Genomic DNA, 24,203 nt, shown 5'->3' on the forward strand with positions numbered 1-24,203 from the left:
GTGCAATGGCTACCATAAAAGATGTGGCAAAAAAGGCAGGTGTGGCGGTGGCCACGGTATCACGCGTGCTGAACAATCGTGGGTACATCAGTGATGTCACGCGGCATAAAGTATATCAAGCGATGGAAGAACTGAATTACTTTCCCAATGAAGTGGCTCGATCTTTGCTAAGGAGACGATCCAATGTAATCGGACTTATTATTCCAACGGTGGCTCATCCTTTTTTTGGGGAGTTAACGAGTTATATAGAATTTTTTGCTTATAAGAAAGGATTTAAGGTACTGATCAGTAATTCGATCAATGACAAAAAGAAAGAATTGGAGTATCTCGATTTGCTCGTTAGCAATCGAGTCGATGGAATTATTATGGGAAGCCATACGGTCGAAGTGGATCAATATACGGATCATCGCTACCCTATGGTTACTTTTGATCGAAAGATTGGAGATCAAATCCCTTATGTATACTCAGACAACTACCAAGGGGGTAAATTGGCGACACAGCGATTGATTGAAAAGGGATGTAAAAAAATTGCCCATATCAGCGGGAATTTACATTTGGACATGTTGGCCAATCAACGCCATCAAGCTTACGTGGACACCGTCCGCAACGCCGGTTATGAACCGATGGTGATGGAAGCAGAACTGCATGCAAACGACAACCGGCGTTATGAAGAACTGGTTTATCGTCTATTTGAGAAATATCCGGACATGGATGGTCTTTTTGCCAGCAGCGATTTGTTAGCTTTTTACGCGATGAAGGTCGCTGCATCCCTTGGGAAGAAAATTCCCGATCAATTAAAGGTGGTTGGGTACGACAACATTTTTCTCTCCTCCGTGGTGGTTCCTTCTCTTACCACCATTGCACAACCTGTGAAAGAGATGGCAGAAAGGGCGGTTGACCTATTAATCACTCAGATTGAAGGGAAAACACCGGAATTAGAACACCGCTTCCCGGTCCAACTGATTGAACGGGAAACCTGCTGATAAATTAAAATTTTTAAACATTATATCAAACGATTGACATATGTTAAACGTTTGATATAATGATCACAGAAAGGGAGCTTCTATATATTTCGTTAAGGGGGGATGTCCTTTGAGAAAAGTAAGCGTTTTACTGGCGGTTTTGCTCTCTTTTCTCTTGATCTTATCCGGGTGCGGCACCGGAGGAGAACAAGGGGGGACAGCGAATCAGAATCAGCAGGCGGGGAAACAAAATTCGGTAAAGATCACGCTCATGAATTCAAAGGCTGAGATGCAAGCCACATTTGAAGAAGCTGCGAAAAAATTCCATGAAGAGAACCCGGATATCACCTTGGAAGTGATTCCTACACAAGCAGGTGAAGTACCGTATGAGAAAGCGATGGCCATGTATGGATCCGGAAATGCTCCCACACTCACCATGCTCGATCCTGGGGATGTGATGAAATTTCAGGAAAAAGCCCTTGATCTGTCCGCCGAGAAATGGGTAAATGAGACCGCGGAACATAGCCTAGATGCGGCCACCTTGCCGGATGGCCGGGTGATTGGTTTCCCATTTGCGGTGGAGGGGTATGGGCTGATCTATCATCAGTCCGTTCTTGAGAAGGCAATAGGAGGCCCTTTTGACCCGAAAAGCATAAAGACACGGAGTGATCTCAAAGGGATTCTGCAAAAGATGAAGGATGCCGGAATTGATCCCGTTCTTCTTTCTCCGATGGATTGGTCATTGGCCGGCCATTTTCTACCTGTCGTATATGCGTCCCAATCAAAAGATCCTACGGAAGTGGATGCATTTATTGAACGACTGAAAAAGGGACAAGAAGATTTATTACAGAATAAGGTTTTTAACGGGGTGATGGATACCTTTGATCTTTTGAAAGATTTTAACCTCAATAAGGCCGATCCTCTTTCAGGCACCTATGATCAAGGTCCTCAACTGTTGGGTACGGGAAAGGTGGGGCTATGGTTTATGGGGAATTGGGCTTGGCCGCAAATTCATAGTTTCGATACGGGAAACGGAAACTACGGATTTTTGCCCATTCCCAATAGCGATAATCCATCCGATTACGGCAATCAGCAGATTCCGGTAGGGGTCACCAAATTTTTAATCCTGGATAAGGAACAGAGTACTCCTGAACAACAGGAAGCCGCCAAAAGGTTCCTGAACTGGTTGGTTTATGAGAAGTCGGGGCAAGACTTTCTGGTAAATCAGGCCAATATTATTCCTGATTTTAAAAATATTGCGTTAAAGCCGCAAAATCCCCTTGCCCAATCGATCATGGGATATATGAACGATGGTCAAACGTTGCGTTTTATGACTACGTTGCCACCCGATCATTGGTCACAATTGGGTGCTTCGATGCAGAAGTATCTTTCCGGTAATATTGATCGTAAAACCCTTGCCAAGGAGATTGAAGGATATTGGCAGTCGGTTCAGTAAGCAAATTCTTCTCTAAAAAGTAAAATAACGGATAGGCCGCTATCCGTTATTTTACTTTCGCACCGGTATAGAATGAGGTGAATCTTTATGAGATCAAACTGTGGATTGAAAAAAATTGGATTGAGGCTACTTTTTACAGGTCCTACCTTGTTCATCTTCTTTTCCGTGGTGATTCTCCCTTTTTTGTATGGAATATATCTAACCTTTACGGATTGGAATGGCATCTCCGCTCAACATCAATTCATTGGACTTAAAAATTATCTAGCCGTTTTTCTAGATGTTCATTTCTGGACTTCTCTTTCTTTGACGATGAAATATGTCATCGTATCGGTGGTGTTGATCAATCTGATCTCCTTTGTCCTTGCGTATCTCTTAACCGTTGGATTAAAGGGGGAAAACCTGTACCGAGCCGGTTTTTTTACACCCAATTTAATCGGAGGAATTGTTTTAGGATTCTTGTGGCAATTTATTTTTTCCAATGTACTGGTATACGTGGGGAAGGGATTGGGAATTGAGGTTTTGGCCAAATCCTGGCTTTCTGACCCATCATCCGCTTTTTGGGCTTTGGTATGGGTCACCGTCTGGCAGTATTCGGGGTATATGATGGTGATTTATATTGGTGGGCTGTTGAATGTTCCAAAGGATTTGTTGGAAGCTGCGAGTATAGATGGAGCAACGGGATTTGTGAGGTTAACACGTATTATTCTACCGCTCATCGTCCCTTCCATGATTGTCTCCGTCTTTCTTTCTCTTCAACGAAGTTTTATGGTTTATGATCTTAATCTTTCCTTAACCGGCGGCGGGCCTTACAAAAGCACCGAAATGGTATCCATGTTCGTCTATCGAAAAGCCTTCCTGTCCCAGCAGTATGGGGTGGGACAGGCGGAAGCTTTTGTATTATTTGTCGTGGTGGCTCTCATCACGCTGACTCAAGTTTACTTCAGTAAAAAGCGAGAGGTGGAGGCTTGATGCGTAGCAATGGATGGAAGATCATTTTGATGCGTGTTGGACTCACCGTTGCACTTCTTTTTTACCTCATTCCTTTTTTTCTCATTCTGATGAATTCTTTCAAGAGCAGAAACGAAATCCTCTCAAATCCCTTATCCTTACCACTCCGTTTCAATTTGGAAAATTACCTACAGGCGATGCAGAAGATGAATTTTTGGCATAGCTTCTTCAATTCCCTAGTGATTACCTCATTCAGTGTGGTGGGCATCACCCTATTGTCTGCCATGACCGCCTACTTTTTTGTACGAAGAAAAACGAAATGGAATCAATTCATCTTTTTTCTCATGGTCGCTTCGATGATTATTCCTTTTCAGGCGATCATGATTCCCCTGGTAAAGATCTATGGAACCCTTGGGTTTTTCAATAACAAATGGGCTTTGATCTACATGTATATTGGGTTCGGCTCCTCTTTGGCCGTTTTTATCTACCATGGGATGATCAAGAGCATCCCGTACGAACTAGAGGAAGCAGCCATGATCGATGGGACCACACCCCTTCAAACCTTTTTCTTCATCATTTGGCCTCTTTTGCGCCCAACGACCCTGACCATAGTGATTCTGGATGTGTTATGGATTTGGAATGATTTCTTGCTTCCCTCTTTGGTTCTCAATCCACCGGGGGAACGGACGCTTCCCTTGGCCACTTACTATTTCTACGGAACGTATACCGTCGATTATGGGCTGGTCATGTCCGGGCTTGTGCTCACAATCATCCCAGTACTATTCGTCTATCTCTTTTTGCAGCGTTACATTCTCTCAGGTGTCATGCAAGGATCGATTAAATAAACGAGTGTAGGATGGGTGAGTATGAATTTAAAACATCTGGAACAGATAAATAAGGCAGAATTGGCAGTGAAAACGAATGAAGAGCGCGTGAGAAATGATCCCCATCGGCTGGCTTACCATATCATGGCTCCAGCCCATTGGATGAATGATCCCAATGGCTTGCTTTACGTGAATGGGGAGTATCATGTATTTTACCAACATCACCCGTTTGATCCCTATTGGGGTTCTATGCACTGGGGGCATGTGAGAAGCAAAGATCTTGTTCATTGGGAGAGATTACCCATTGCCCTGGCACCGAGTGAAGAATATGATCAGGACGGGTGTTTTTCGGGTAGCGCCGTGGTAGATGATGAGGGACGCATCATCTTGTTTTACACGGGAAATCAATGGCTGGATCAAAGCAAAGAAAAAATCCGCCAAACGCAGTGCATGGCGATAAGTACGGACGGGGTTTGCTTTATCAAAGATCGAGCAAATCCAGTGATTGCTGAACCCCCTTTTCCTTGCGACGGACATTTTCGTGACCCGAAGGTATGGAAGCATGATGATGCTTGGTTTATGATTTTAGGCACCAAAGAGGAGGGGAAGGGGAAGGTGGTATTGTACCGTTCATTTGATCTAAGGCAATGGGAGTATCGGGGAGTGATCGCAGAGAGTGATGGGACCTTGGGATATATGTGGGAATGTCCGGATCTTTTTTCCTTGAATGGTCATGAGGTCCTGCTCTTTTCTCCACAAGGTGTTTCTGCGATTGGAAACGGTGATAAGGGGTCCCACACGACGGGATATTTTGTCGGTCACTTTGATTATGAAACGGTGAAGTATACCCATGACAAATTTCACGTGTTAGATCATGGATTTGATTTTTATGCAGCCCAAACGTTTTTGGACGGGCAGGGAAGGCGCATTTTAATTGGGTGGATGGATCGATGGGATACGAAGATGCCCACGCAAGAAAAGGGGTGGGCGGGAGCTCTTACCGTTCCAAGGGTGCTGAACCTTACCGATGACGGGCGTATTCGGATGCAGCCCGTTCAGGAATTGCAAAAACTGCGAGGTCGCGCCGTTCAAATCAACGAGTTAGAGATTATGCCGGGGGATTTCTATGTTCACCCAGAGTTGCGAGGAGATCGCCTTGAACTCATGATCTTCTTATCCTTGAAAAAATCAAATGCACGCTTCTTCGAGTTGGATCTGCGCTGTTCGCAGGATGGAAGTGAAAAGACGGTCCTGCGGTACGATTTCCAACAATCGGTGGTTACGCTGGACCGGAACTTATCCGGAATCGGGGAAGGGGGGGTCTCAAGTTCTACCATAGATGTGCGAAAAAGGGATGAAATGTTATTTCATCTATTGATCGACCGTTCTTCTGTCGAAATATTTATCAATGAAGGGGAAATCGTTATGACCAGCAGGATCTACCCCTCGCCGACCAGCGACCAAATTCGCTTTGCGGCAGAAGGGGGAAGCGTCTGCTTGCAATCGGTACAGGGATGGTTATTAAAGGATATCTGGACCCCGATCCCCTTGGAGGAATAAGGGATAAGACGAGACGGGTGCTTCGTCCCAATAGTGAACCCGCAAAAACCGTTGTGAACTTTCATTTATGCAGTTCAAGGAGTTTATCATTTATATGGAGTCCTCTTCTTCCGTTTCCCCGGAAGAGATATTTTTACTTCCGGTTCCAGTGGGCAGCGATAGGAGGATCACCATACCCAAGATAAGAATCGTTCCCAGAAGGGAATAGGCCGTATACGGGACATGGAGCCAAAGAACGGAGGCGGCAACCGAGGTGAGCGGCTCCAACACCGAAAGAAGGCTGGCCTCCGTGGGTGAGATATATTTCAGGCTTTCCATAAAAAGAAAGAAAGCCAAAAAGGTTCCGAAAAAAATGATGAAGAAGATATAAAAGAGGGAGCTCCAAGACCAAGTGACCCCTTCAATTTTCCAGGGAGCGGTGAATAAGGACATGAAGCTTCCCCCGATCACCATTCCCCAACCCACCGTGATCGCGGACCCGTAGGAAGCCAATAAGCGGATGGGGAAGAGGGTATTGAAGGCCAAGGCAACGGCGGACAGGATCCCCCAAAAAAGGGCCTCGGGGGTTACCTCCAATTTGTCCCAGGACCCGTTCGACACGAGGAAGTAGGTCCCTGCCAGGGCCATGAGTAGAGCCAATCCGATTTTCCCGCTTATCCTCTGCCTGAATCGAACGGCGAGATAGAGGGTAATCAGGGCAGGAGCCAAATATTGAAGAAGGGTGGCGACGGCCGCGTTCCCCGCGTGGATCGCCGCAAAATAGGTATATTGGACCGACAACGTTCCGAATAACCCATAGAGAAGGAGCCGATTTCGATCTCCTCGAACCATCCACACGTCAAAAAGAGTGTTGGAGTTTTGCAGGGATGCGAAAATAAGCAAGAGGACGCCTGCCGCAAGCATCCTCACCGTAACTAACCACGAGGGGGTAAATCCCATCCCCTGAAAAAGGGGTTGGGCGAAGGTGCCTGATAAACCCCAGAAGATGGCGGCCGTAATCACCATCACGACGCCTATGGTTCTTACATATGAAGAACTTCTTTTTTTCTCTCCCATATCCATGATCCTATCTTTATTCTTTTCAGGATAACCGATTTGCAGAAGTGAAACCCCTCCGCAACCTGGAGGGGTTGTTTTTTGTGGAACTTATAAATCAACACGGGTAACCGAGGCGATCTCGGGAAGGGTAGAAAGGGCCTCCGCATCGGCATCGCTGATCGCTTTATCGACAGTAAGGAGCATGATGGCATTTCCTCCTTGGTCGGTACGTCCCACTTGCATGGAAGCGATATTGACGTCTCGGGAACCGAGGAGAGATCCTACGCGACCGATGACACCGGGTTTATCAAAATGGCGAACGTAAATGAGGTGCCCGGTGGGGGCTAAATCTACGGTATAGTGGTCTACCTTCACGAAACGGGCTCCATATCCGTTGAGGGAAGTGCCGGCAACCAGATGTTCACCTGAGTCGGTCTTCACTTTGACGGTGATCAGATTGGCGAATCCTCCTGCCGATTCGCTCTTCTGTTCTTGGATCAGGATCCCCCGCTGCTTGGCAAGATAGAGGGCATTGACGTAATTGACCCGGGCTTCCAGATGATGACTCAATAAACCTTTCAGGATGCTGCGGGTCAGGGGCCCCATCTCCTCCTCTCCCAATTCGCCCGCATAGGCAATCTCCACCTCTTTGATCGCACCTTTTGTAACTTGTGCTAAGAAGAGACCCATCTTTTCACTTAATTGGAGATAGTTCTCCAATTTTTTCATGAGATGCGGTGGGATCGAGGGCAGGTTGACGCTGTTTTTATAGGGCTCGTTTCGAAGCACCTTTAAAATCTCTTTGCTTACATCAATCGCCACGTTCTCTTGGGCTTCCACGGTGGAGGCTCCAAGATGGGGAGTGGCAATCACTTGGGGAAGCTCGAGGAGGGGATGGTGGATGGCCGGCTCTTCTTCGAAGACATCGAGGGCGGCACCTGCCACCTTTCCTTCTTTGATTGCTTCATAGAGCGCCATTTCGTCAATAATTCCTCCCCGGGCGCAATTGAGAAGATAAACCCCATCCTTCATGCTCCGGATCTCTTTCTTCCCGATCAGGTGCCGGGTTTCCTTGGTCAGGGGGGTGTGTACCGTGATAAAATCTGCCTTTGTTAGGACCTCTGTAAGTTCTACGGCTGCAATTCCCAGTTTCTCCGCTTTCTCCCGGGTGAGATAAGGGTCGTAGGCGAGAACGTTCATATTGAAGGCTTTGGCCCGCTTTGCCACTTCTGTTCCGATCCTTCCCAACCCGACGATCCCTAGGGTTTTCCCTGAAAGTTCCACGCCTACGAACGATTTCCGGTCCCATTTGCCGTTTTTTAACGAGAGATAAGCTTGAGGGATACGGCGGGCTAAGGCCATCATCATGGAGAAAGTGTGCTCTGCCGTGGAGACGGTATTTCCATCGGGGGCGTTGATAACGATCACCCCTTGTTCGGTGGCCGCATTCAGGTCAATGTTATCCACCCCGACGCCTGCCCGTCCGATCACTTTGAGGCGTACGGCACGGGAGAGGAGGTTTCGGGTTACCTTCGTCTGGCTGCGAACGAGGAGGGCATCATATTCTCCGATGATCTCCGACAGTTCCGCCTCCGTTTTTCCCGTAATTTGATCGACTTCTACATCGCTGGCTTCCAGAAGGGCTTGGATCCCGTCAGGGCTTAAAGGGTCACTGATCAATACTTTATAGGTCATCGCTTATACACCTCCTGAGCAGCTGCAACCCCTGCCCCCAAGGTGACTTCGTGGCCCACCTTTTGCAGGGCTAATTCCATGGCTCCAAGATACTGAAGAACATCGGTAGGTGAACAATATCCCATGTGCCCGATGCGGAAGATCCGATCTTTCAAGTGTCCCTGGCCGCTGGCGAATACGATATTGAATTCTTTAGACATGACGGTACGGAACGCACCGGGGGTAAAATCGTCCGGGATCACGGCGGTTACGGTGGGGGAGGAGTACCTCTCTTCAGCCACCAACAGGGGGACCCCCATAGCTCTTATTCCGGCGCGGGTCATCTTCATCATTAATAGATGCCTTTTCAATGTCTCCTGCAATCCTTCTTCTTCAATCAAAGAGAGGGATTGGTCCAACGCGAAGAGATGAGAGACGGCAGGAGTGAAAGGTACCGTATCTTCTCCTAAACTTTTCTTATATTTTAATAGATCCAGGTAAAAGCGGGGACGGGGATTGTTGGAGATTTTCGTCCATGCTTTTTCGCTCACAGCGAGGAAAGCGAGCCCAGGCGGGAGCATGAGCGCTTTTTGTGAGCCGGTGACCACGAGATCGATCTTCCACTCGTCCATGCGCATCTCCGCTCCTCCAATGGAAGAGACTCCGTCGACGGCGATTAAAGCATCGGAATGTTCATGGACAACGTGCGCGATTTGATCAATAGGGTTTAAAACTCCGGTAGAGGTCTCGCTATGGGTGGCGAAAACGACTTTCACGCCGGGATGGGAGTTTAATGCCTTTTTCACCTGCTCAGGATCGACAGGCTCCCCCCACTCTGTCTCTACGGCATGTACCGTGAGCCGGTATGCCTCCAGAATTTTCCTGAACCGGTCTCCGAAGGCACCCGTTACAAGAACGAGGACCTCTTCTCCCTCCTGGGTCAGATTGACGGCGGCGGCTTCCAATCCGGAGGTTCCGCTTCCGGCTACGATGAGGACGTCGTTTTTTTCGGTCCCGAATAATGGACGAAGGCGAGGGATCAGTTTTTTAATCCTTTCGCTTACTTGTCGGTCCCTATGTCCCACCATGGGTTGAAGCAAAGCCCGATTTACGCTGGGGGGAATCGGGGTGGGACCTGGGATCCGCAGAATGAGTTGGTCTTTCAGCATGGTTTTCTCCTCCTATTTTTTCTCTTTAGTAATAAAAAAACCCTTCGCTCCCAACCGAACGGTAAGGGGCGAAAGGGAATTTCCATCGCGGTGCCACCCTTATTCACTATCCTCTTGCGAGAGATAGTCTTCACAGGTTAATAACCATCGCCATGATAACGGGACGATCCGTCTGAGCATACTCCAATTTCCGCTCAGGGGCTCCAAAGCGCTCTGGATATGAGGAGGACCGCCGGTTTCCAGCTGCCCCGGCTCTCTAGAGGTCCTGTTCCTTATCCCTCTTTTTCATCGCCTCTCGAATATGCATAAGTTTCAGAACCTTAAATTACTAACAAAATATCATGGTTACAGGCAAATGTCAACCCCTTTTCGCTAGATTTCTATTCATATTTTCTTCCGGTTTTACATAGAGATAAATTGACATGATTCTATGACCCATGATCTTTTTATTGAATAAGATATAGGTGTAGCCGCAGGCAAGGCTTTCAAGAGGTGGGACCATGGCGTTTCGAACCAGGAATCGTCTCTCTTTATTATCTAAAGTTTTGGGAATTCTCCTCGCGGTGGGTGGAGTTACCATTCTCCTCACCACGTTGCCTGTCTGGGTTTGGTTCCTTCTTCTTGGGATGGGGATGATCGCGGGAGGTTGGTACCTCTATTTTTATCGGTAAAGGGGGGAATAACGTGAGATTTTATACGATTAAGCTGCCTAAAGCGATCAGTGTGGTGGTTCGTTTCATTATACAGACCTTCTCCCGGGAGACAAAGAAAAAAGTCGTAAAAAAATAGAAAAGCACCTTTTCCCAGGTGCTTTTTTCTTTTCCATGGATTAAACACGGGTCACAAGTCCGGATTTCAATGCTTTTGCACTCACGTAAACGCGTTTTGGTTTCCCATCCACCAAGATGCGGACCTTCTGCACGTTTACTCCCCATTTCCGTTTAGTGGCGCGCATGGAGTGGCTGCGCTGATTCGCAAAATGCGGTTTTTTACCGGTCACGTAGCATTTGCGGGACATCTCTTACACCTCCTCTACGATGCCTGCAAAAAAGATTTAAGACTCGAAATCACGCTTTACCATGATAACACAGACCTTTCAGGATTTCAACCTGAAATGGGGCGAAGAAATGAGTATGGTTTTCTTTTCATCTTGCTTTGTAGTAAAATAAAGTTACTTATGGTTTTGTGTGAAAAGGGGGGACAAGTGTGCCTTACGTCGAAGAAACGGAAAAGGGGAAGCTCTATATCAATGAGAATGTGATCGCCCGTATCGCCGGAGGGTCGGCCATGGAGGTTTTTGGCGTGGTGGGTATGGCTTCCCAACAGTTCCTCAAAGACGGCTTTGCAGAACTGCTGGGGAGGGAAAATTTGACAAAGGGAATTGATGTTCACATCGTAGATCAAGAAGTAAATCTTAACCTTTACATTATTGTGAGTTATGGAACCAAAATATCCGAAGTGGCCCACAATGTGCAGGAACGGATTCGTTATGCCTTGCAGGAAATCGCCGGTATATCGGTCAACAAGGTGAACATCATCGTACAAGGGGTTCGCGTATAATCTGTTTTTTGTGAATTGGCCTCGAAGTGAAATGAAAGAAGAAATACATGAAAACAAGGCTGGGGAAGAAAAAGAGGAGCCGACAAGGTTCGTATCAAGGAACAGGGTAAGGAGGCAAATGAGTGAAACATTCGGAGATCGATGGGTACCTCTTCGCGCGGATGGTGGTGGGAGCGGCAACCCATTTGAAACAGAATAAAAAAAAGGTGGACGATTTAAATGTCTTCCCGGTACCCGATGGGGACACGGGGACCAACATGACCTTATCTCTCACTTCCGGGGTAAATGAAATGGAGAAATCCCCTTCTTCGGATATTGGAAAAGTAGCCCAGGCATTGTCTAAGGGGTTGCTCATGGGGGCCAGGGGAAATTCCGGGGTCATCTTGTCTCAGCTTTTTAGAGGGTTTGGGAAAGCGATTGCAGATCAGTCTACCATTGGTGCCCTCGAGTTTGCCAATGCGCTGCAGCAAGGGGTGGAAACGGCATATAAAGCGGTCATGAAGCCTGTGGAAGGAACCATGCTGACCGTGGCGAAGGAGGCGGCGAAAGAGGCGTTAATGAGGGCGAAGAGGGAGAAGGATCTCACCCTCCTCATGAAGGATGTTTTACGGGCTGCAAAGGATGCCCTTGCCCGGACACCTGAGCAACTCCCCATCTTAAAGCAGGTGGGCGTTGTGGATTCCGGAGGCCAAGGTTTGGTTTTTGTCTACGAAGGATTTCTCTCCGTTTTGGCAGGAGAAGAGTTGGAGAGCGAGAATGAAGGCGTTCTTCATGATCTTTCCATCGCGGACGACTTGACCGAAATCGCCCATGAACGTTTGCCGGCCCAAGTAGGCATGCGCCCTGAAGAGATTGAATTCGGGTATTGCACTGAATTTATTATAGGTCTTAATAAACTTTACCAAGGAAATTTTGATGAAGCATTATTTCGGACTCATCTTAGTCAATACGGGGATTCCCTCTTGGTCATTTCCGATGATGAATTGGTGAAGGTACATATCCACGCCGAACACCCCGGTGAGGTATTAAGCTACGCCCAACAGTATGGAGATTTTAAGAAGATTAAAATCGAAAATATGCGGGAACAGCTGGGGGAGATCTTGGATCGAGAGGAGGGGAAGAAGGGAGGAGGGGATCAAATGGAAACGGCCGGGAACGAGGATGAGCCACATCCTGCCCCAAATCCTGCTTTAACATCAGAACCGGAGAACAGGTCCCCGTACGCCCTGGTTGCCGTCGCTGCAGGAGAAGGTTTGGAGGAGATTTTTAGGAGCATCGGCGTTACGGAATTGATCCAAGGGGGCCAAACCATGAATCCCAGCACGGAAGAGATCGTTCATGCGATAGAGAAATTGAACGCGGATCACGTCTTTATTCTACCGAATAACAGCAATATCATTATGGCGGCGGAGCAGGCGAAGGAACTGGTTCATGTTCCGGTGACGGTCATCCCGACCAAAACGATCCCACAAGGAATTGCGGCCGCCATCGCCTTTGATCCCTTTGCATCCCCCGTCGAAAACGAGGAGAGGATGAACGAAGCCCTTTCCCGGGTAAAGACAGGACAAATCACCTATGCCGTCAGGGATTCCAAATTTGGTGAAGTGGAGATCAAAGAAGGGGATTATCTCGGCATACGGGAAAAGGAAATCGTCATCAGCGATCCCGATCTCTCTCACGTAGCCAAAGGGTTAATTTCTCAAATGGTGGGAAAAGAAGATTCCATCTTGACGCTGATCACAGGGGAAGGGGTAGAGGCTGCCCTGGTGGATGAACTGGTCTCTTTCGTTCATAAAGAGTATCCGGATTTGGAAGTGGAACGGCAGTATGGTGGACAGCCGGTTTACCTTTTCCTCTTTTCGGTTGAATAGGAGGGCGATATGATGGAGAAGCAAGTCGTTCTGGTGACTGATAGTACCGCCGATATTCCTCGAACGCTCATTGAGGAATTAGGGATCTATGTCATTCCTTTAAAAGTCCATTTTGACGGAGAGACTTTCTTGGACGGGGAGAGCATCACCCCGCCCCTCTTTTATCAAAAAGTAAGTCAGGTTCGGGATCTGCCCACCACTTCCCAGCCATCCCCCCTCGATTTTGTCTCTTTGTACGAGAGGATTGTCGAAGAACACCCCGGTTCCCATATCGTATCCATTCATCTCTCCGGTGCGCTGAGCGGCACGGTTCAATCGGCCCATATCGCCCGGGAGATGGTGGCAGGGAAGATCCCCGTGACGGTGATCGATTCCAAAAAAGCTTCTTATGCGATCGGGATTATCGTGGTAGCTGCGGCGGAGAAAGCGAAGAAGGGAGTTCCTGTGGATCCCCTCCTTCAATACGCGTGGGATTTGGTAGGCAATACCCATGTTTATTTCATGGTGGATACCCTTCACCATCTTCAGAAGGGGGGACGAATCGGTCGAGCCCAAGCCATCGTGGGCACTCTCCTTAATGTAAAGCCGATTCTCTCCCTGGATGAAATGGGGCAAGTGTACGCAAAAGAAAAAGCGAGGGGAGAAAAAAAGGCGCTGCAACGGATTTTAGAGTTGTTGCAACAAGAGGCGAAGAGGTATCATAAAATACGATTAGGGATCTCCCATGCCGATGTTCCGGAAAGGGCGAACGAGGTGAGGGAGATGTTAGAGAAGACCTTTCCCGGCGCCCCTATCGTGGTGACGGAGATCGGGGCGGTGATCGGCACGCATGTGGGAAAAGGAACGGTGGCCATCGCCCTTGCCCCCGACGAGGAGTAAGATGGAGGGGTAACGTAAATGAAATATCGTTCTGTCTTTGACATTATTGGTCCGATCATGATCGGTCCGTCAAGTTCCCATACGGCCGGTGCCGCGCGAATTGGGCGTATGGCCCGTTCCCTCTTCGGCAGAAAGCCGGAAAGGGCCGAGATTACCTTTTATGGCTCCTTTGCACAGACGTATAAGGGGCATGGGACGGAAGTTGCCATCGTTGGAGGAATCCTTGACTTCGACACCTTTGATCCCCGTATGGTCGATTCTCTCACCATCGCAAAAGAAAAAGGGATTCAATTGAAGGTAGATGTGAGCGAAGAGCCGACCGACCATCCCAATACGGCCAGGGTTTGTTTGGAAGATGAAAAAGGAAGGCTGGAAATCGTAGGAATCTCCATCGGCGGAGGAAAGGTGGAGATTGTGGAGTTAAACGGTTTTAAGCTTTCCCTCTCCGGAGAATACCCTGCCCTTCTCGTTCTCCATGAAGATCGTTTTGGGATGATTGCCGCCGTAGCCAATCTTTTATCCAAACATGAGATCAATATCGGCAATATGCAGGTCTCCCGGAAAGGGAAAGGGAAAGAGGCTCTTATGATCATTGAAACGGACCAAAACGTCCCCCCTCCCATGGCGGAAGAGATCCGCAAAATTCCTTTCATCATGAATGTAGCGGTCATATGGCCCTAAGGAGCGATTGAGATGTTTCGAACCATTGCCGAACTCATCGAACAGGCAGAGAATGGGAAGATGCGGATCGCCCAGGTGATGATCGATCAGGAGCAGGAGATCTCCGGACGCAGCGTCGAAGCGATTCGACAGGAAATGGAACGAAATCTACAGGTGATGGAACAAGCCGTAAACCGGGGGATGACGGAAGAGATTCGGTCCCGCAGCGGTTTAACCGGAGGAGATGCCCGTAAACTCCTACGTTATTTGGAGGAAGGGAAGAGCCTTTCAGGAGAGCCGATCTTACGTGCGGTGATGGGGGCGATGGCGACCAACGAAGTGAATGCGGCGATGGGAACGATTTGCGCCACTCCCACGGCCGGTTCGGCAGGCGTTGTGCCGGGCGTCCTTTTCGCCTATGCGCCTCGTCTCGGGGCTTCCAGGGAGATGATGGTGGATTTCCTCTTTACGGCGGGCGCCTTCGGTTTTTGCGTGGCCAATAATGCCTTTATCTCCGGAGCGGCAGGGGGATGCCAGGCAGAAGTCGGTTCCGCTACGGCGATGGCGGCCGGAGCTTTGACGGAGATGGCCGGGGGGACGCCAACCCAAGCAGGGCATGCCTTTGCCATCGCTTTGAAGAACCTGCTGGGTCTGGTCTGCGATCCGGTGGCTGGGCTTGTGGAGGTCCCCTGTGTAAAGAGGAATGCCATGGGGGCTGCGGTCGCTTCCATGGCTGCCGATATGGCCTTGGCGGGGATTGAAAGCGTTATTCCCCCGGATGAAGTGGTTTTGGCCATGTATAGGGTTGGGCGCATGATGCCCGGTGCCTTGAGAGAAACCGCATTAGGAGGGTTGGCAGCTACGCCGACGGGAAAGGCTTTGGAAAGAAAGATCTTCGGCGAGCTAAGGAAATGACGGGAACACGGTTAGAAGAACCTTTGGGTAATCTGAAAGGAATTGGAAAGAATCGAGTGGAGTTGCTCAGATCCCTAGGGATTGAGACGGTAGGGGATCTCCTATTCTATTTTCCCTTTCGCTACGATGATTTCCGTTTTAGGTCGTTAAGAGAGATGAGAAGGGAGGAGCCCCTGTCCATTCGAGGGATTGTGGCTTCCGAACCCATGCTCCGCTATTATACCAAGAAGAAATCCCGTTTGGCCGTCATCGTTGAGACGGAAGAGATGCCCGTAACGGCCGTCTGGTTTAATCAACCTTATATGAAAGAACGCCTTCAACCCGGAAAACGCCTCTTTCTCTTTGGGAAATATGATCCTCTCAAACAGCAGATCGTGGTGAGCGAAACCTCCTTTAACGAGGAGAAGAAAACGAACCGAAACGGCTTGCAGCCGGTTTACTCCGTTTCAGGCTCCGTGAGCGTAAAATGGCTAAGAGGCATCATCGAGGAATCCCTGCGACTGTACGGGGAGGAGATTGAAGAGATCTTGCCTGATGAATTGGTTACGCGTTATCGGCTGATGGACCGACGGGAAGCGGTAAGAACCCTTCATTTTCCCCCCGATGAGACGGCCCTCGCTTTGGCCCGACGGCGTATGGTCTATGAGGAGCTCTTTCTCTTTCAACTGAAACTGCAGGCATATAAGCGCATCAACAAGGCGATTCCTGACGGAACGGTCCACCGGTTTCCCATGGAGAAGATTGAGGAGTTTATAAGGAATCTTCCTTTCCCCCTCACCAACGCCCAGCGGCGGGTGATCGATGAGATTTTGTCCGATATGCGCTCTCCCTATGGAATGAATCGCCTTCTTCAGGGAGATGTGGGCTCGGGAAAGACGGTGGTGGCCGCCGTCGCCCTTTATGCCGCCGTTTTGGCAGGATATCAGGCGGCTTTTATGGTACCCACAGAAATCTTGGCGGAGCAGCATTACCGTACGCTGAAGGAACTTCTGGAGCCGCAAGAGGTAACCATTGCCCTTTTGTCAGGGAACATTTCCGCCGGAAGGAGACGAGATCTTCTAGGAGAGGTAGCCTTGGGATGGATCGACATCCTCGTTGGAACCCATGCCCTCATTCAGGAGGATGTTTCTTTTCATTCGTTGGGGCTTGTGATCACCGATGAGCAACACCGCTTTGGAGTAAGGCAAAGAAAAATCCTGCGTGAGAAAGGAAAGCGGCCCGACATTCTTTTTATGACGGCGACTCCGATTCCCCGAACCCTAGCGATTACCGCTTTCGGAGATATGGAGATATCCACTTTAGACGAAATGCCTGCAGGGAGAAAGCCTGTAACCACCGAATGGACGGTTCCGGAGCGTTGGGATCGGGTTTGCGCCCTTTTGCGTCAAGAGATGGAAAAAGGACGACAAGCCTATGTGATCTCCCCCCTCATCGAGGAGTCGGAGAAGATGGACCTGGCCAATGCTACGGACCTTTATATGAAGCTGGTTAAGACCTTTCCCCAGTTTCGCGTCGGGCTCATGCATGGACGCCTTCCGTCCAAGGAAAAGGATGATGTGATGTCCCGCTTTGTAAAAGGGGAGATCGATCTTCTCGTTTCCACTACCGTGGTGGAGGTAGGCGTCAATGTTCCCAATGCGACGGTCATGGTGATTGTAGATGCGGACCGTTTTGGGTTGGCTCAACTTCATCAGCTCCGAGGGCGGGTAGGGCGGGGGGGAGAGAAATCATACTGTATTCTGATCGCCGATGCCAAATCGGAAACGGCCAGGGAGCGAATGAATGTGATGCGGGAAACCCATGACGGATTTGAAATCGCCCGCAGGGATTTGGAACTGAGGGGACCCGGAGATTTTTTCGGTACGAAGCAGAGCGGACTTCCCGATTTCCGACTCGCCGACCTAACCTCTTCACGGGATTTTAAGATCTTAGAAATCGCACGGGAAGATGCGGCTCGCCTCCTAGAAACGGATTCTTTCTGGACGGATCCTGCCTGGAAAAAGCTTCGCCATTATTTAAAAAAAGAGGCGAGTCTGGAGGAGAAAATTCTCGATTAACCAATAGAACCTGTAGAGGGGCTTTTTGAGGAATTCAAAAAAGGAGCACCTGCGGGGTACGCAGATGCTCAATTGGGAGAGGAGAAACCGGAGGAAGAGCTTATGGGGAAACGTAAGTCTTCTCCGCGGTTGTCGGCGACACTTCCGTGCCGCTATCCATATCTTTTCCCCACTTGTGGAAATATATACATACGTTGTAAAAAAAATAGGCTCAACAAATCAAAGGGGCAAAGGAGGTTGGGGGATGCGGGTTATTTCAGGGAAGTGGAAGGGAAGAAAGCTTTTCGCCGTCCCCGGCCGCACGACGAGACCCACTGCAGATAAGGTAAAAGAAGCCCTTTTTAACATGATTGGTCCCTATTTCACAGGGGGAATCGGTCTTGATCTTTTTGCCGGGACGGGGGGATTGGGCATTGAGGCTTTGAGCAGGGGATTTGACCGCTTCATTTTTATCGACCGGGATATCAGAGCGGTGGAGACAATTCGCGCCAATTTAAAACAAGTGGGGGGATGGGACGAAGCGGAGGTTTACAGGAGTGATGCCGATCGCGCCCTTTCCCAACTCAAAAAGAGGGGATTTCGGTTTCACCTCGTTTTCATGGATCCTCCCTATGCGGAGGAGAAGAACGTTCATTTCCTGGAAAGGTTTCTCGAGGAGAACCTTTTGGAACCTGGAGCGATCGTCGTTGTGGAGAGGGATCGGGAACGGGAGATTCACTTCCGGGATACCCGTCTTCCGCTATGGAAAGAGAGTCGTTTCGGCGATACCGCTTTGAGCATTTATCTGAGAGAGAAGTCGCCTTAAGCTTTTAAGAAAAGCGAATCAAAAACTCTCTTGATTTCTTATGAAGCAAGGATTAAGGTAAAATGGATTGATGTTTGAGGGTTGATGAAGTTGAACGAGGGCAGGTGAACGTGATATGAGTATCGCGGTATATCCAGGGAGTTTTGATCCCGTCACTTTTGGACATTTGGATGTGGTAGAGAGGGGGGCGAAGGTTTTTGATCGGGTGATTGTGGCCGTTTTACAAAATCGAAGCAAATCTCCCCTTTTTACGATTGAAGAGAGGGTGGCTTTACTTAAGAAGACGACGTTCCATTTGCCAAATGTGGAAGTAGACTCCTTCAACGGACTCCTGATTGATTACATGCACTCAAAGAATGCGAAAGCGATCATTAAGGGGCTTAGAGCCGTTTCAGATTTCGAATATGAGATGCAAATGGCGCTCATTAATAAGAACCTCGATCCCTCCATAGAAACCTTCTTTATGATGACGAATACCCAATATTCTTTTTTAAGTTCCAGCATCGTCAAGGAGATCGCCAAGTATGGGGCTCCGGTCGGAGATCTTGTTCCCAAAGTGGTGGAAGAGGCGCTCCGGTTAAAGTTTCAACAGGGGGAATAACTTTCATGACGGGTTCCAAGGAATGAACTTCAAAGGTCTTGTCGAAAAGTTTCGGCAGGATTTTTTCTTTTTCCGGCGAATTTTCTTAAGAGAGAAAACCGTCAAAAAGTAGGGATTATGCATGAAAAGCAGCGAATTGGAGCAGAAGATCATCGGACATGCCGTTTCTGTCCGGGCTTCCGACATTCATGTAGAGCCCCGGGATGGTTGGTGGGAGATCCGTCTTCGGATTCACGGAATACTCGTCCATTTTATGAGATTAGACGCTGAAGAAGGAGGAGCCCTCGTTCAGCGGTTGAAGGTAAAGGGGAAGATGAATATTAGCGAAAAGCGTCTTCCCCAGGATGGAAGTTATACGTTTCAGACAGAAGATGGATCTTCTTATGATCTCCGTCTCTCTACGTTGCCTACGATCGAAGGTGAAAAAGTAAGCCTTCGCATTTTATATCGGGAACCGGAATACTCCCAAATGGATCAACTCGGGTTCTCCCCTCTCGATTTGCAAGAGGTGTTGTCCTGGCTTAAAGATCCGATGGGGCTCATTTTAATCACAGGGCCCACCGGTTCCGGGAAGACGACGACCCTTTATGCGATGTTGCAAACTTTAAATACCGGACGTTATAACATCTGTACGATCGAAGATCCCATCGAATTCCGTATTGAGGGGGTTAACCAAGTACAGGTGAATGAAGAAGCAGGTTTGACCTTTTCCCAGGGACTCCGATCTCTCCTCAGGCAAGATCCCGATGTGATCATTATTGGGGAGATTCGGGATCGGGAAACGGCCGATATGGCGATCCGTGCCAGTCTGACCGGTCACCTGGTATTGGCCACCTTACATACATTGGACGCGGCTACGGCCATTACTCGTTTGTTGGAGATGGGAATCGAACCCTATTTGGTTACCACAGCGGTTAAAGGAGTAATTTCTCAGTGTATGCATAGCATTCCTTGTCCCCATTGCAATGGAGTAGGATGCCGTCATTGCGGGAATATGGGATTTTCGCACCGGACTCCCATCTTTGAAGTGCTTCGCATTAATGAGGAGCTCTCTCTTTATATCCTGGAAAAACGACCTGCAAATGAGATTCGCCGGGCTTCAAAAGGAATGATTTCAACCCAGATGGAACTTCACTATGGGGGGATTTATCATTCGTAAACTGCGGTTGCAAAAAAGATCTTCATGGAAATGGGGGGAGTTGTCCCGTTTTGCCCAACAGTTAGGGAAGCTTCTCCAGGCGGGCCTTCCGATTATGACGGCTTTAGAGCTGCTCTATCGGCAAGAGAGAAAAAGGAAAAGGGAGCTTATGCACATGATGGCAAGGTTGACTGAGGGAAAGGGGCTGACCGATGCTTTTCAGGATGCCGGCTTTCCGCCTCTCTTTCTCTCCCTGATGGGAATGGCGGAATATCATGGTGAAATCGGGAAGAGCTTGATACAGATCGGGGACTGGTATGAGCGGAATGACCGGTTCAAAAGGAATATGATCCAAAAACTATCCTACCCTTTTTTTCTCCTCCTCTGTTCTTGTTTTCTTCTCATATTTTTCATAACGGTGATGTTGCCCCAATTTGAAGGACTTTTTCGCACTTTCCAGGAAGAGATCCCTCCCATTACGGCTTTTCTCCTTTTTCTTTCCCGATGGATGAGGGATCATGATCTCCTCCTTCTCTTCGTATTTTCTCTGATGGGATCGGGGTTTTTCCTGCTCTTTCTTTTTCTTCGACGGAAAGGAAAAACATTCTCCCTCCTTCTCTCCCTCCCTTTCGTCGGGAATTACCTCCGCAGCCTGTATACCTTGAGAATATCCTCCCAGTTAGGTCTCCTGTTGGAGGCAGGTCTTGGCATTCAGGAAGGATTAAAAGCGATCAGGAGCCGAATGGGGGGAATCGAGGTGGGAGCCACCTTATCCCTCTTGGAACAACACATTCTGGATGGTTATCCCCTTTCCACCTTTTCTCCCCCTCTGCCTCTTTTTCAGGATGAATTTTTTCGCCTTGCCGCGTTGGGAGAAAGTCAAGGGAACATGGGGGAACAGCTCCTTCTCTATGGCCAATTTTTGGAGGAGGATTTGGCGCGGAAGGGTGAGACCCTCCTCAGGTGGGTTGAACCCGTCACACTCCTGATCCTTGGTGGAATCGTCGCTTTTCTTATCCTCGCCCTCTTTCTACCCTTCTTTCAAGTCATGCAGAGAATCTAGAGGGGATTCCTCTTAAAAACTTGGAGAACTAATGCGGGGAGAGAATTTCCACATGAGCGATTTTGCAAGATTCCGGGAAGGAAACAACGGATGGAGAGATCGTGGGGATCTCTATCACATATTTCAAAGAAGTCATGGAGGATTTACGCTTGTTGAGGTCCTCATCGTCATGTCGCTTTTTCTCATGATCGGAAGTTATCTCTTTTCCACGGTAACAAGCCCTCCTCGAGAGAAGGAAGCGGAGAGGGTGAGCCAGCTCCTGCAAAGGAAGTTAAACTGGGCCCTTCAATATGCTGATTTTCATGGAAACGAGGTTTTGTTTACCCTCCTAATTCTCGATCATCGGGTTGTGATCCAAGAGAGAAGGCCAACTGAAGGGCTGATCACGATTAACTCTTTCTCCTATCCCCCTTGGCTAACGATTGAAAATAATTTCCCGTTCAATCGAATAACCATTCATGGCGATGGAGGGGTGGAAGTGGGAGGCCAATTTGTGTTGAAGGAAGGAAAAAGGATTTTTTATAGGCTCTATGTGGAGGTTTCTACAGGAACGGTCCGGGAGGAGAAAATAAAGTAAATGCGGGAAAAGAGAAAGAAGGAGGAAGGTTTCTCAATCTGGGAACTAATGGTAACCCTTTTTCTTCTCCTCCTTCTCCTTTCCTACCTATATCCCACACTTTTGTGGGTGGAACGAACAGAGAGGGAGAATCGGATTTATACCTCCGTTTTACTATGGATGGATGAAGAAACCGAACGATGGAGAAGAGGGGGAAATGAAAAAGAAAAAGAGAGAGAGATAGAGGGAGTGAAGGTGAGACAGCGGATCGTTCGGAGAGAAGAGGAGGAGGGATTGCTTCGGGCTATTTTTTTCTATGAATGGAGCGTAAATGGGAAGACCTTTACCATTCGAATCGAAATGGAGCGTTTTATACCTGACCGATTTCCCTGAGACGAGGGAACGGTAAAGGGAGGTGGATCGGGCGTTGGATGGAGTAAGGAAGAGAAGACAACGCCGGCAAGCAGTGAGAAGATGCAACATGGCGGAGATGCTGCCGAACGACTTAATCAAAATAGAAAGAGGTTTTACCCTGACGGAAGTGATCCTTTGGCTTTTTCTTTATTCTTTGTTGCTTACCTCCCTCCTCCCGCTATTCCCCCTCCTCCGAGAAAGGGAGGAAAAACTACAGCGGGAAATAGCGATGGAGGAGGAGGCCATCCGCTTCTACACCTATATGGAGAACAGAAACGCCGATGTTCTCACGTGGCGAATCTATCGCCCCAACTCCGTTACGATTTCCACCTACGATCAACTGGACGGAAGAGTGTTCTATCAAGATGGCTTACGTATTGCCGAAACAAAAAAGAATGCATCCTACGGGGGTTACCTCATCCTCGCTTTTATGGTGAAAGAGATCCGGTATTTAGACGAAGGGGATCTCCTTCGCATGGTACTCACGGTAGAAAGGGACGGGATGACGAGAACGTATGAAGGAGTTCTCCCCCGCTATATAGAGGAGGGGACGACAAATTGATCAGAAGGGAAGAAGGGTACAGCCTTTTCATTCTTCTGTTCCTCCTCTCCCTTCTTCTGCCCCTATTGGCAGGGATGGTAGAGGCTGTCCTGGAGCACCGGGAGATGATTCAGATGCGCCTTACTCAGATTGAAGCAAGAAAAATCGCTTTAAATGCAGTAGAGCGTTTGCGAGGGGTAAAAAGCTGCGAAGAGGCTGACCGTCGTTTTCAAGTTCCTCTCTCCTATGAGGGAGGGGAGGCATACATTACGATCAATCCCTGTATTGATCCGGATTCCATCGAAGCTGTCATACAGGTTAAGATGAAAAGTGGGGGTGTGCAAACCTTTAAGGTTCTCGTTGCAAATGGTAAAATACTCAATTGGAATAAAATCGTAGAAACCTAAGGAGTAAAGCATGAAGAATATTATACTCATCGGGTTTATGGGTGCAGGAAAGACGAGCGTAGGAAAGGCTTTGGCCGAAAGGCTTCATTGGAAATGGATCGATACGGATGCGGAAATTGAGAGGAGAGCAGGGAAAAGGATTCCTAATATTTTCCATGACTATGGGGAAGAGGGGTTTCGAAAGATGGAGACGGAGGTTCTACATCATCTCCTTCAATCCTCCGGACAGGTGATCAGTACAGGGGGAGGGATCGTGCTCCGTAAGGAAAACCGTGATGTCATGGTACGACATGGGAAGGTGGTCTACTTAAAAGCGGATCTTCCGGAATTGATTTCCCGCTTGAGAGGAAGCGATCGCCCCTTGCTCCAAGGGGATATGGAGGGAAAAATCAAAGAGTTATGGACGGCCCGGAAAGGATTCTATGATTTTGCTTCGGTCACGGTAGAAACCACCAACCGCTCCATCGATGACATTGTAGAAGAGATCCTGCAGCGGCTGATTAACGTGCAAAAGTCCTTCCCGTTGACCGGGAAGGACCCACAGGGAAAAGATTTGGTTTAACCCGCCTCTTCATCAGGAGCGCAACAAATCGAGCCTTCACCCGATTCCAAAGCTTTCTTTAAACTGTCCAATACTCCCGTCCAGGCCATCTCATGCCATGATCTAGCTTTTTCCCATAATTCTCCCTCGCCCCATCCTTTGTGCTCCACCACGACATAGGTAGAACCGTTCTGTTCAGAAAAGGTGACGTCCACCCTGGTAAGAGAATCATCCTCATTCATCACATCGGCGAAATCATCCGGACCCTTCCACGTAAAGCCGAGTTTTCGCATGGGTTCAACCGAAGTGAAGACACACCCTTTGGTGCTCATCGAATCCGGGTTGGACGGGTCAAAGTAAAGCTCGAACGAGCCACCCGGTTTTGCCTCGATCATTGCTTTCGGAGCAAACCATGTTGTGATCCTGTCACTTCGTGTCCATGCCCACCATACCAAGTTTACAGGGGCTGCGATGGTGATCTCGGCAGTCAATGTAGATGCATTAGTCACGTTTGAAATCCTCCTAGTCGTTTATTTGTTTCCATTAACCACTCTACATTAAGAA

27 protein-coding genes and 1 other annotated feature are annotated in these 24,203 nt (G+C 48.6%); of the genes, 22 read left to right on the top strand and 5 right to left on the bottom strand.

What is annotated here, in order from left to right; all coding sequences use genetic code 11:
* Positions 1–5 precede the first annotated feature (5 nt).
* The 5 genes from THEAE_RS0106860 (at position 6) to THEAE_RS0106880 (ending at position 5,750) form a co-directional block, all read left to right on the top strand.
* Entirely contained in the window at positions 6–983 is a 978-nt protein-coding gene (locus tag THEAE_RS0106860) for a LacI family DNA-binding transcriptional regulator (RefSeq protein WP_028986956.1), read from the top strand.
* A gap of 109 nt (positions 984–1,092) precedes the next feature.
* Positions 1,093–2,418, top strand: coding sequence for an ABC transporter substrate-binding protein (locus THEAE_RS0106865; protein ID WP_028986957.1), 1,326 nt, complete (start codon positions 1,093–1,095; stop codon positions 2,416–2,418).
* A gap of 87 nt (positions 2,419–2,505) precedes the next feature.
* On the top strand, positions 2,506–3,387 hold the full coding sequence (locus THEAE_RS0106870) for a carbohydrate ABC transporter permease (protein ID WP_028986958.1): 882 nt from the start codon (positions 2,506–2,508) through the stop codon (positions 3,385–3,387).
* On the top strand, positions 3,387–4,211 hold the full coding sequence (locus tag THEAE_RS0106875; protein WP_052329820.1) for a carbohydrate ABC transporter permease: 825 nt from the start codon (positions 3,387–3,389) through the stop codon (positions 4,209–4,211). Before THEAE_RS0106870 ends, THEAE_RS0106875 begins: the two co-directional genes overlap by 1 nt.
* A 21-nt stretch (positions 4,212–4,232) precedes the next feature.
* A complete protein-coding gene (locus THEAE_RS0106880; protein ID WP_052329822.1) occupies positions 4,233–5,750 on the top strand; it encodes a glycoside hydrolase family 32 protein in 1,518 nt (505 codons plus the stop codon).
* Between the two features lie 90 nt (positions 5,751–5,840).
* Here the strand turns inward: THEAE_RS0106880 and THEAE_RS0106885 are convergent, their stop codons facing one another.
* The 3 genes from THEAE_RS0106885 to THEAE_RS0106895 form a co-directional block, all read right to left on the bottom strand.
* A complete protein-coding gene (locus THEAE_RS0106885; protein WP_281169559.1) occupies positions 5,841–6,806 on the bottom strand; it encodes a DMT family transporter in 966 nt (321 codons plus the stop codon).
* A gap of 90 nt (positions 6,807–6,896) precedes the next feature.
* Complete coding sequence (gene serA / locus THEAE_RS0106890; RefSeq protein ID WP_028986962.1) at positions 6,897–8,483, bottom strand: phosphoglycerate dehydrogenase; 1,587 nt, start codon at positions 8,481–8,483, stop codon at positions 6,897–6,899.
* A complete protein-coding gene (locus THEAE_RS0106895) occupies positions 8,480–9,631 on the bottom strand; it encodes a pyridoxal-phosphate-dependent aminotransferase family protein (RefSeq protein ID WP_028986963.1) in 1,152 nt (383 codons plus the stop codon). Before THEAE_RS0106895 ends, serA begins: the two co-directional genes overlap by 4 nt.
* A gap of 61 nt (positions 9,632–9,692) precedes the next feature.
* Positions 9,693–9,929 (bottom strand) — a binding site (T-box leader).
* 202 nt (positions 9,930–10,131) lie between these two features.
* Here THEAE_RS0106895 and THEAE_RS23250 point away from each other — a divergent pair.
* Positions 10,132–10,302: a hypothetical protein gene (locus tag THEAE_RS23250; protein ID WP_005586801.1), complete on the top strand. Its 171-nt coding sequence runs from the start codon at positions 10,132–10,134 to the stop codon at positions 10,300–10,302.
* 13 nt (positions 10,303–10,315) lie between these two features.
* On the top strand, positions 10,316–10,420 hold the full coding sequence (gene spoVM / locus THEAE_RS22490) for a stage V sporulation protein SpoVM (protein ID WP_169729965.1): 105 nt from the start codon (positions 10,316–10,318) through the stop codon (positions 10,418–10,420).
* A 40-nt stretch (positions 10,421–10,460) separates the two neighbouring features.
* Here the strand turns inward: spoVM and rpmB are convergent, their stop codons facing one another.
* Positions 10,461–10,649, bottom strand: coding sequence for a 50S ribosomal protein L28 (gene rpmB, locus THEAE_RS0106910; protein WP_005586800.1), 189 nt, complete (start codon positions 10,647–10,649; stop codon positions 10,461–10,463).
* A 188-nt stretch (positions 10,650–10,837) separates the two neighbouring features.
* Here rpmB and THEAE_RS0106915 point away from each other — a divergent pair, with 188 nt between their 5' ends.
* The 15 genes from THEAE_RS0106915 to THEAE_RS0106990 all read left to right on the top strand — a co-directional run bounded on the left by THEAE_RS0106915 (position 10,838) and on the right by THEAE_RS0106990 (position 23,660).
* Positions 10,838–11,191, top strand: coding sequence for an Asp23/Gls24 family envelope stress response protein (locus THEAE_RS0106915; RefSeq protein WP_028986964.1), 354 nt, complete (start codon positions 10,838–10,840; stop codon positions 11,189–11,191).
* Positions 11,192–11,313: 122 nt separating this feature from the next.
* Complete coding sequence (locus THEAE_RS0106920; RefSeq protein WP_028986965.1) at positions 11,314–13,062, top strand: DAK2 domain-containing protein; 1,749 nt, start codon at positions 11,314–11,316, stop codon at positions 13,060–13,062.
* Positions 13,063–13,074: 12 nt separating this feature from the next.
* Positions 13,075–13,941, top strand: coding sequence for a DegV family protein (locus THEAE_RS0106925; protein WP_028986966.1), 867 nt, complete (start codon positions 13,075–13,077; stop codon positions 13,939–13,941).
* Between the two features lie 18 nt (positions 13,942–13,959).
* Positions 13,960–14,622 carry an L-serine ammonia-lyase, iron-sulfur-dependent subunit beta gene (gene sdaAB / locus THEAE_RS0106930; protein ID WP_028986967.1) on the top strand — a complete coding sequence of 221 codons (663 nt, stop codon included), beginning with the start codon at positions 13,960–13,962 and terminating at the stop codon, positions 14,620–14,622.
* A 12-nt stretch (positions 14,623–14,634) separates the two neighbouring features.
* The gene (gene sdaAA, locus THEAE_RS0106935; RefSeq protein WP_028986968.1) at positions 14,635–15,516 is read left to right on the top strand and encodes an L-serine ammonia-lyase, iron-sulfur-dependent, subunit alpha; all 882 of its coding nucleotides are present in this window, start codon (positions 14,635–14,637) and stop codon (positions 15,514–15,516) included.
* Positions 15,513–17,573, top strand: coding sequence for an ATP-dependent DNA helicase RecG (gene recG / locus THEAE_RS0106940; RefSeq protein ID WP_028986969.1), 2,061 nt, complete (start codon positions 15,513–15,515; stop codon positions 17,571–17,573). The genes sdaAA and recG overlap by 4 nt, the downstream gene beginning before the upstream one ends.
* Positions 17,574–17,817: 244 nt before the next feature.
* On the top strand, positions 17,818–18,378 hold the full coding sequence (rsmD, locus tag THEAE_RS0106945) for a 16S rRNA (guanine(966)-N(2))-methyltransferase RsmD (protein WP_028986970.1): 561 nt from the start codon (positions 17,818–17,820) through the stop codon (positions 18,376–18,378).
* 115 nt (positions 18,379–18,493) lie between these two features.
* Entirely contained in the window at positions 18,494–18,979 is a 486-nt protein-coding gene (gene coaD, locus THEAE_RS0106950; RefSeq protein WP_005586790.1) for a pantetheine-phosphate adenylyltransferase, read from the top strand.
* Positions 18,980–19,100: 121 nt separating this feature from the next.
* Entirely contained in the window at positions 19,101–20,138 is a 1,038-nt protein-coding gene (locus THEAE_RS20265) for a GspE/PulE family protein (protein WP_052329823.1), read from the top strand.
* Positions 20,116–21,180 carry a type II secretion system F family protein gene (locus THEAE_RS0106965; protein ID WP_028986971.1) on the top strand — a complete coding sequence of 355 codons (1,065 nt, stop codon included), beginning with the start codon at positions 20,116–20,118 and terminating at the stop codon, positions 21,178–21,180. The genes THEAE_RS20265 and THEAE_RS0106965 overlap by 23 nt, the downstream gene beginning before the upstream one ends.
* Before the next feature lie 52 nt (positions 21,181–21,232).
* Positions 21,233–21,757: a type II secretion system protein gene (locus THEAE_RS0106970; RefSeq protein ID WP_169729966.1), complete on the top strand. Its 525-nt coding sequence runs from the start codon at positions 21,233–21,235 to the stop codon at positions 21,755–21,757.
* Complete coding sequence (locus tag THEAE_RS0106975; protein WP_028986973.1) at positions 21,758–22,129, top strand: hypothetical protein; 372 nt, start codon at positions 21,758–21,760, stop codon at positions 22,127–22,129.
* A gap of 34 nt (positions 22,130–22,163) precedes the next feature.
* Positions 22,164–22,712: a hypothetical protein gene (locus THEAE_RS0106980; RefSeq protein ID WP_156920571.1), complete on the top strand. Its 549-nt coding sequence runs from the start codon at positions 22,164–22,166 to the stop codon at positions 22,710–22,712.
* Entirely contained in the window at positions 22,709–23,098 is a 390-nt protein-coding gene (locus tag THEAE_RS0106985; RefSeq protein ID WP_028986975.1) for a hypothetical protein, read from the top strand. Before THEAE_RS0106980 ends, THEAE_RS0106985 begins: the two co-directional genes overlap by 4 nt.
* A 10-nt stretch (positions 23,099–23,108) precedes the next feature.
* Positions 23,109–23,660, top strand: a complete 552-nt coding sequence (locus THEAE_RS0106990; protein ID WP_028986976.1) for a shikimate kinase — start codon at positions 23,109–23,111, stop codon at positions 23,658–23,660.
* On the opposite strand, the gene THEAE_RS0106995 is transcribed toward THEAE_RS0106990, so the two are convergent.
* Entirely contained in the window at positions 23,657–24,157 is a 501-nt protein-coding gene (locus THEAE_RS0106995) for an SRPBCC family protein (RefSeq protein ID WP_425426422.1), read from the bottom strand. The genes THEAE_RS0106990 and THEAE_RS0106995 overlap by 4 nt on opposite strands.
* Positions 24,158–24,203: the final 46 nt, after the last annotated feature.

Source organism: Thermicanus aegyptius DSM 12793 (assembly GCF_000510645.1).
Classification (GTDB): Bacteria; Bacillota; Bacilli; order Thermicanales; family Thermicanaceae; genus Thermicanus; species Thermicanus aegyptius.

Bases quoted from the DNA above. Each gene is read 5' to 3' on its own strand.
- THEAE_RS0106970 (WP_169729966.1), top strand. From the start codon at position 21,233: ATGAGCGATTTTGCAAGATTCCGGGAAGGAAACAACGGATGGAGAGAT.
- sdaAB (WP_028986967.1), top strand. From the start codon at position 13,960: ATGAAATATCGTTCTGTCTTTGACATTATTGGTCCGATCATGATCGGT.
- THEAE_RS20265 (WP_052329823.1), top strand. From the start codon at position 19,101: ATGAAAAGCAGCGAATTGGAGCAGAAGATCATCGGACATGCCGTTTCT.
- rpmB (WP_005586800.1), bottom strand. From the start codon at position 10,649: ATGTCCCGCAAATGCTACGTGACCGGTAAAAAACCGCATTTTGCGAAT.
- THEAE_RS0106975 (WP_028986973.1), top strand. From the start codon at position 21,758: ATGCGGGAAAAGAGAAAGAAGGAGGAAGGTTTCTCAATCTGGGAACTA.
- THEAE_RS0106895 (WP_028986963.1), bottom strand. From the start codon at position 9,631: ATGCTGAAAGACCAACTCATTCTGCGGATCCCAGGTCCCACCCCGATT.
- THEAE_RS0106885 (WP_281169559.1), bottom strand. From the start codon at position 6,806: ATGGGAGAGAAAAAAAGAAGTTCTTCATATGTAAGAACCATAGGCGTC.
- THEAE_RS0106860 (WP_028986956.1), top strand. From the start codon at position 6: ATGGCTACCATAAAAGATGTGGCAAAAAAGGCAGGTGTGGCGGTGGCC.
- THEAE_RS23250 (WP_005586801.1), top strand. From the start codon at position 10,132: ATGGCGTTTCGAACCAGGAATCGTCTCTCTTTATTATCTAAAGTTTTG.
- sdaAA (WP_028986968.1), top strand. From the start codon at position 14,635: ATGTTTCGAACCATTGCCGAACTCATCGAACAGGCAGAGAATGGGAAG.
- THEAE_RS0106925 (WP_028986966.1), top strand. From the start codon at position 13,075: ATGGAGAAGCAAGTCGTTCTGGTGACTGATAGTACCGCCGATATTCCT.
- THEAE_RS0106965 (WP_028986971.1), top strand. From the start codon at position 20,116: ATGGGGGGATTTATCATTCGTAAACTGCGGTTGCAAAAAAGATCTTCA.
- THEAE_RS0106880 (WP_052329822.1), top strand. From the start codon at position 4,233: ATGAATTTAAAACATCTGGAACAGATAAATAAGGCAGAATTGGCAGTG.
- rsmD (WP_028986970.1), top strand. From the start codon at position 17,818: ATGCGGGTTATTTCAGGGAAGTGGAAGGGAAGAAAGCTTTTCGCCGTC.
- recG (WP_028986969.1), top strand. From the start codon at position 15,513: ATGACGGGAACACGGTTAGAAGAACCTTTGGGTAATCTGAAAGGAATT.
- serA (WP_028986962.1), bottom strand. From the start codon at position 8,483: ATGACCTATAAAGTATTGATCAGTGACCCTTTAAGCCCTGACGGGATC.
- coaD (WP_005586790.1), top strand. From the start codon at position 18,494: ATGAGTATCGCGGTATATCCAGGGAGTTTTGATCCCGTCACTTTTGGA.
- THEAE_RS0106875 (WP_052329820.1), top strand. From the start codon at position 3,387: ATGCGTAGCAATGGATGGAAGATCATTTTGATGCGTGTTGGACTCACC.
- THEAE_RS0106990 (WP_028986976.1), top strand. From the start codon at position 23,109: ATGAAGAATATTATACTCATCGGGTTTATGGGTGCAGGAAAGACGAGC.
- THEAE_RS0106870 (WP_028986958.1), top strand. From the start codon at position 2,506: ATGAGATCAAACTGTGGATTGAAAAAAATTGGATTGAGGCTACTTTTT.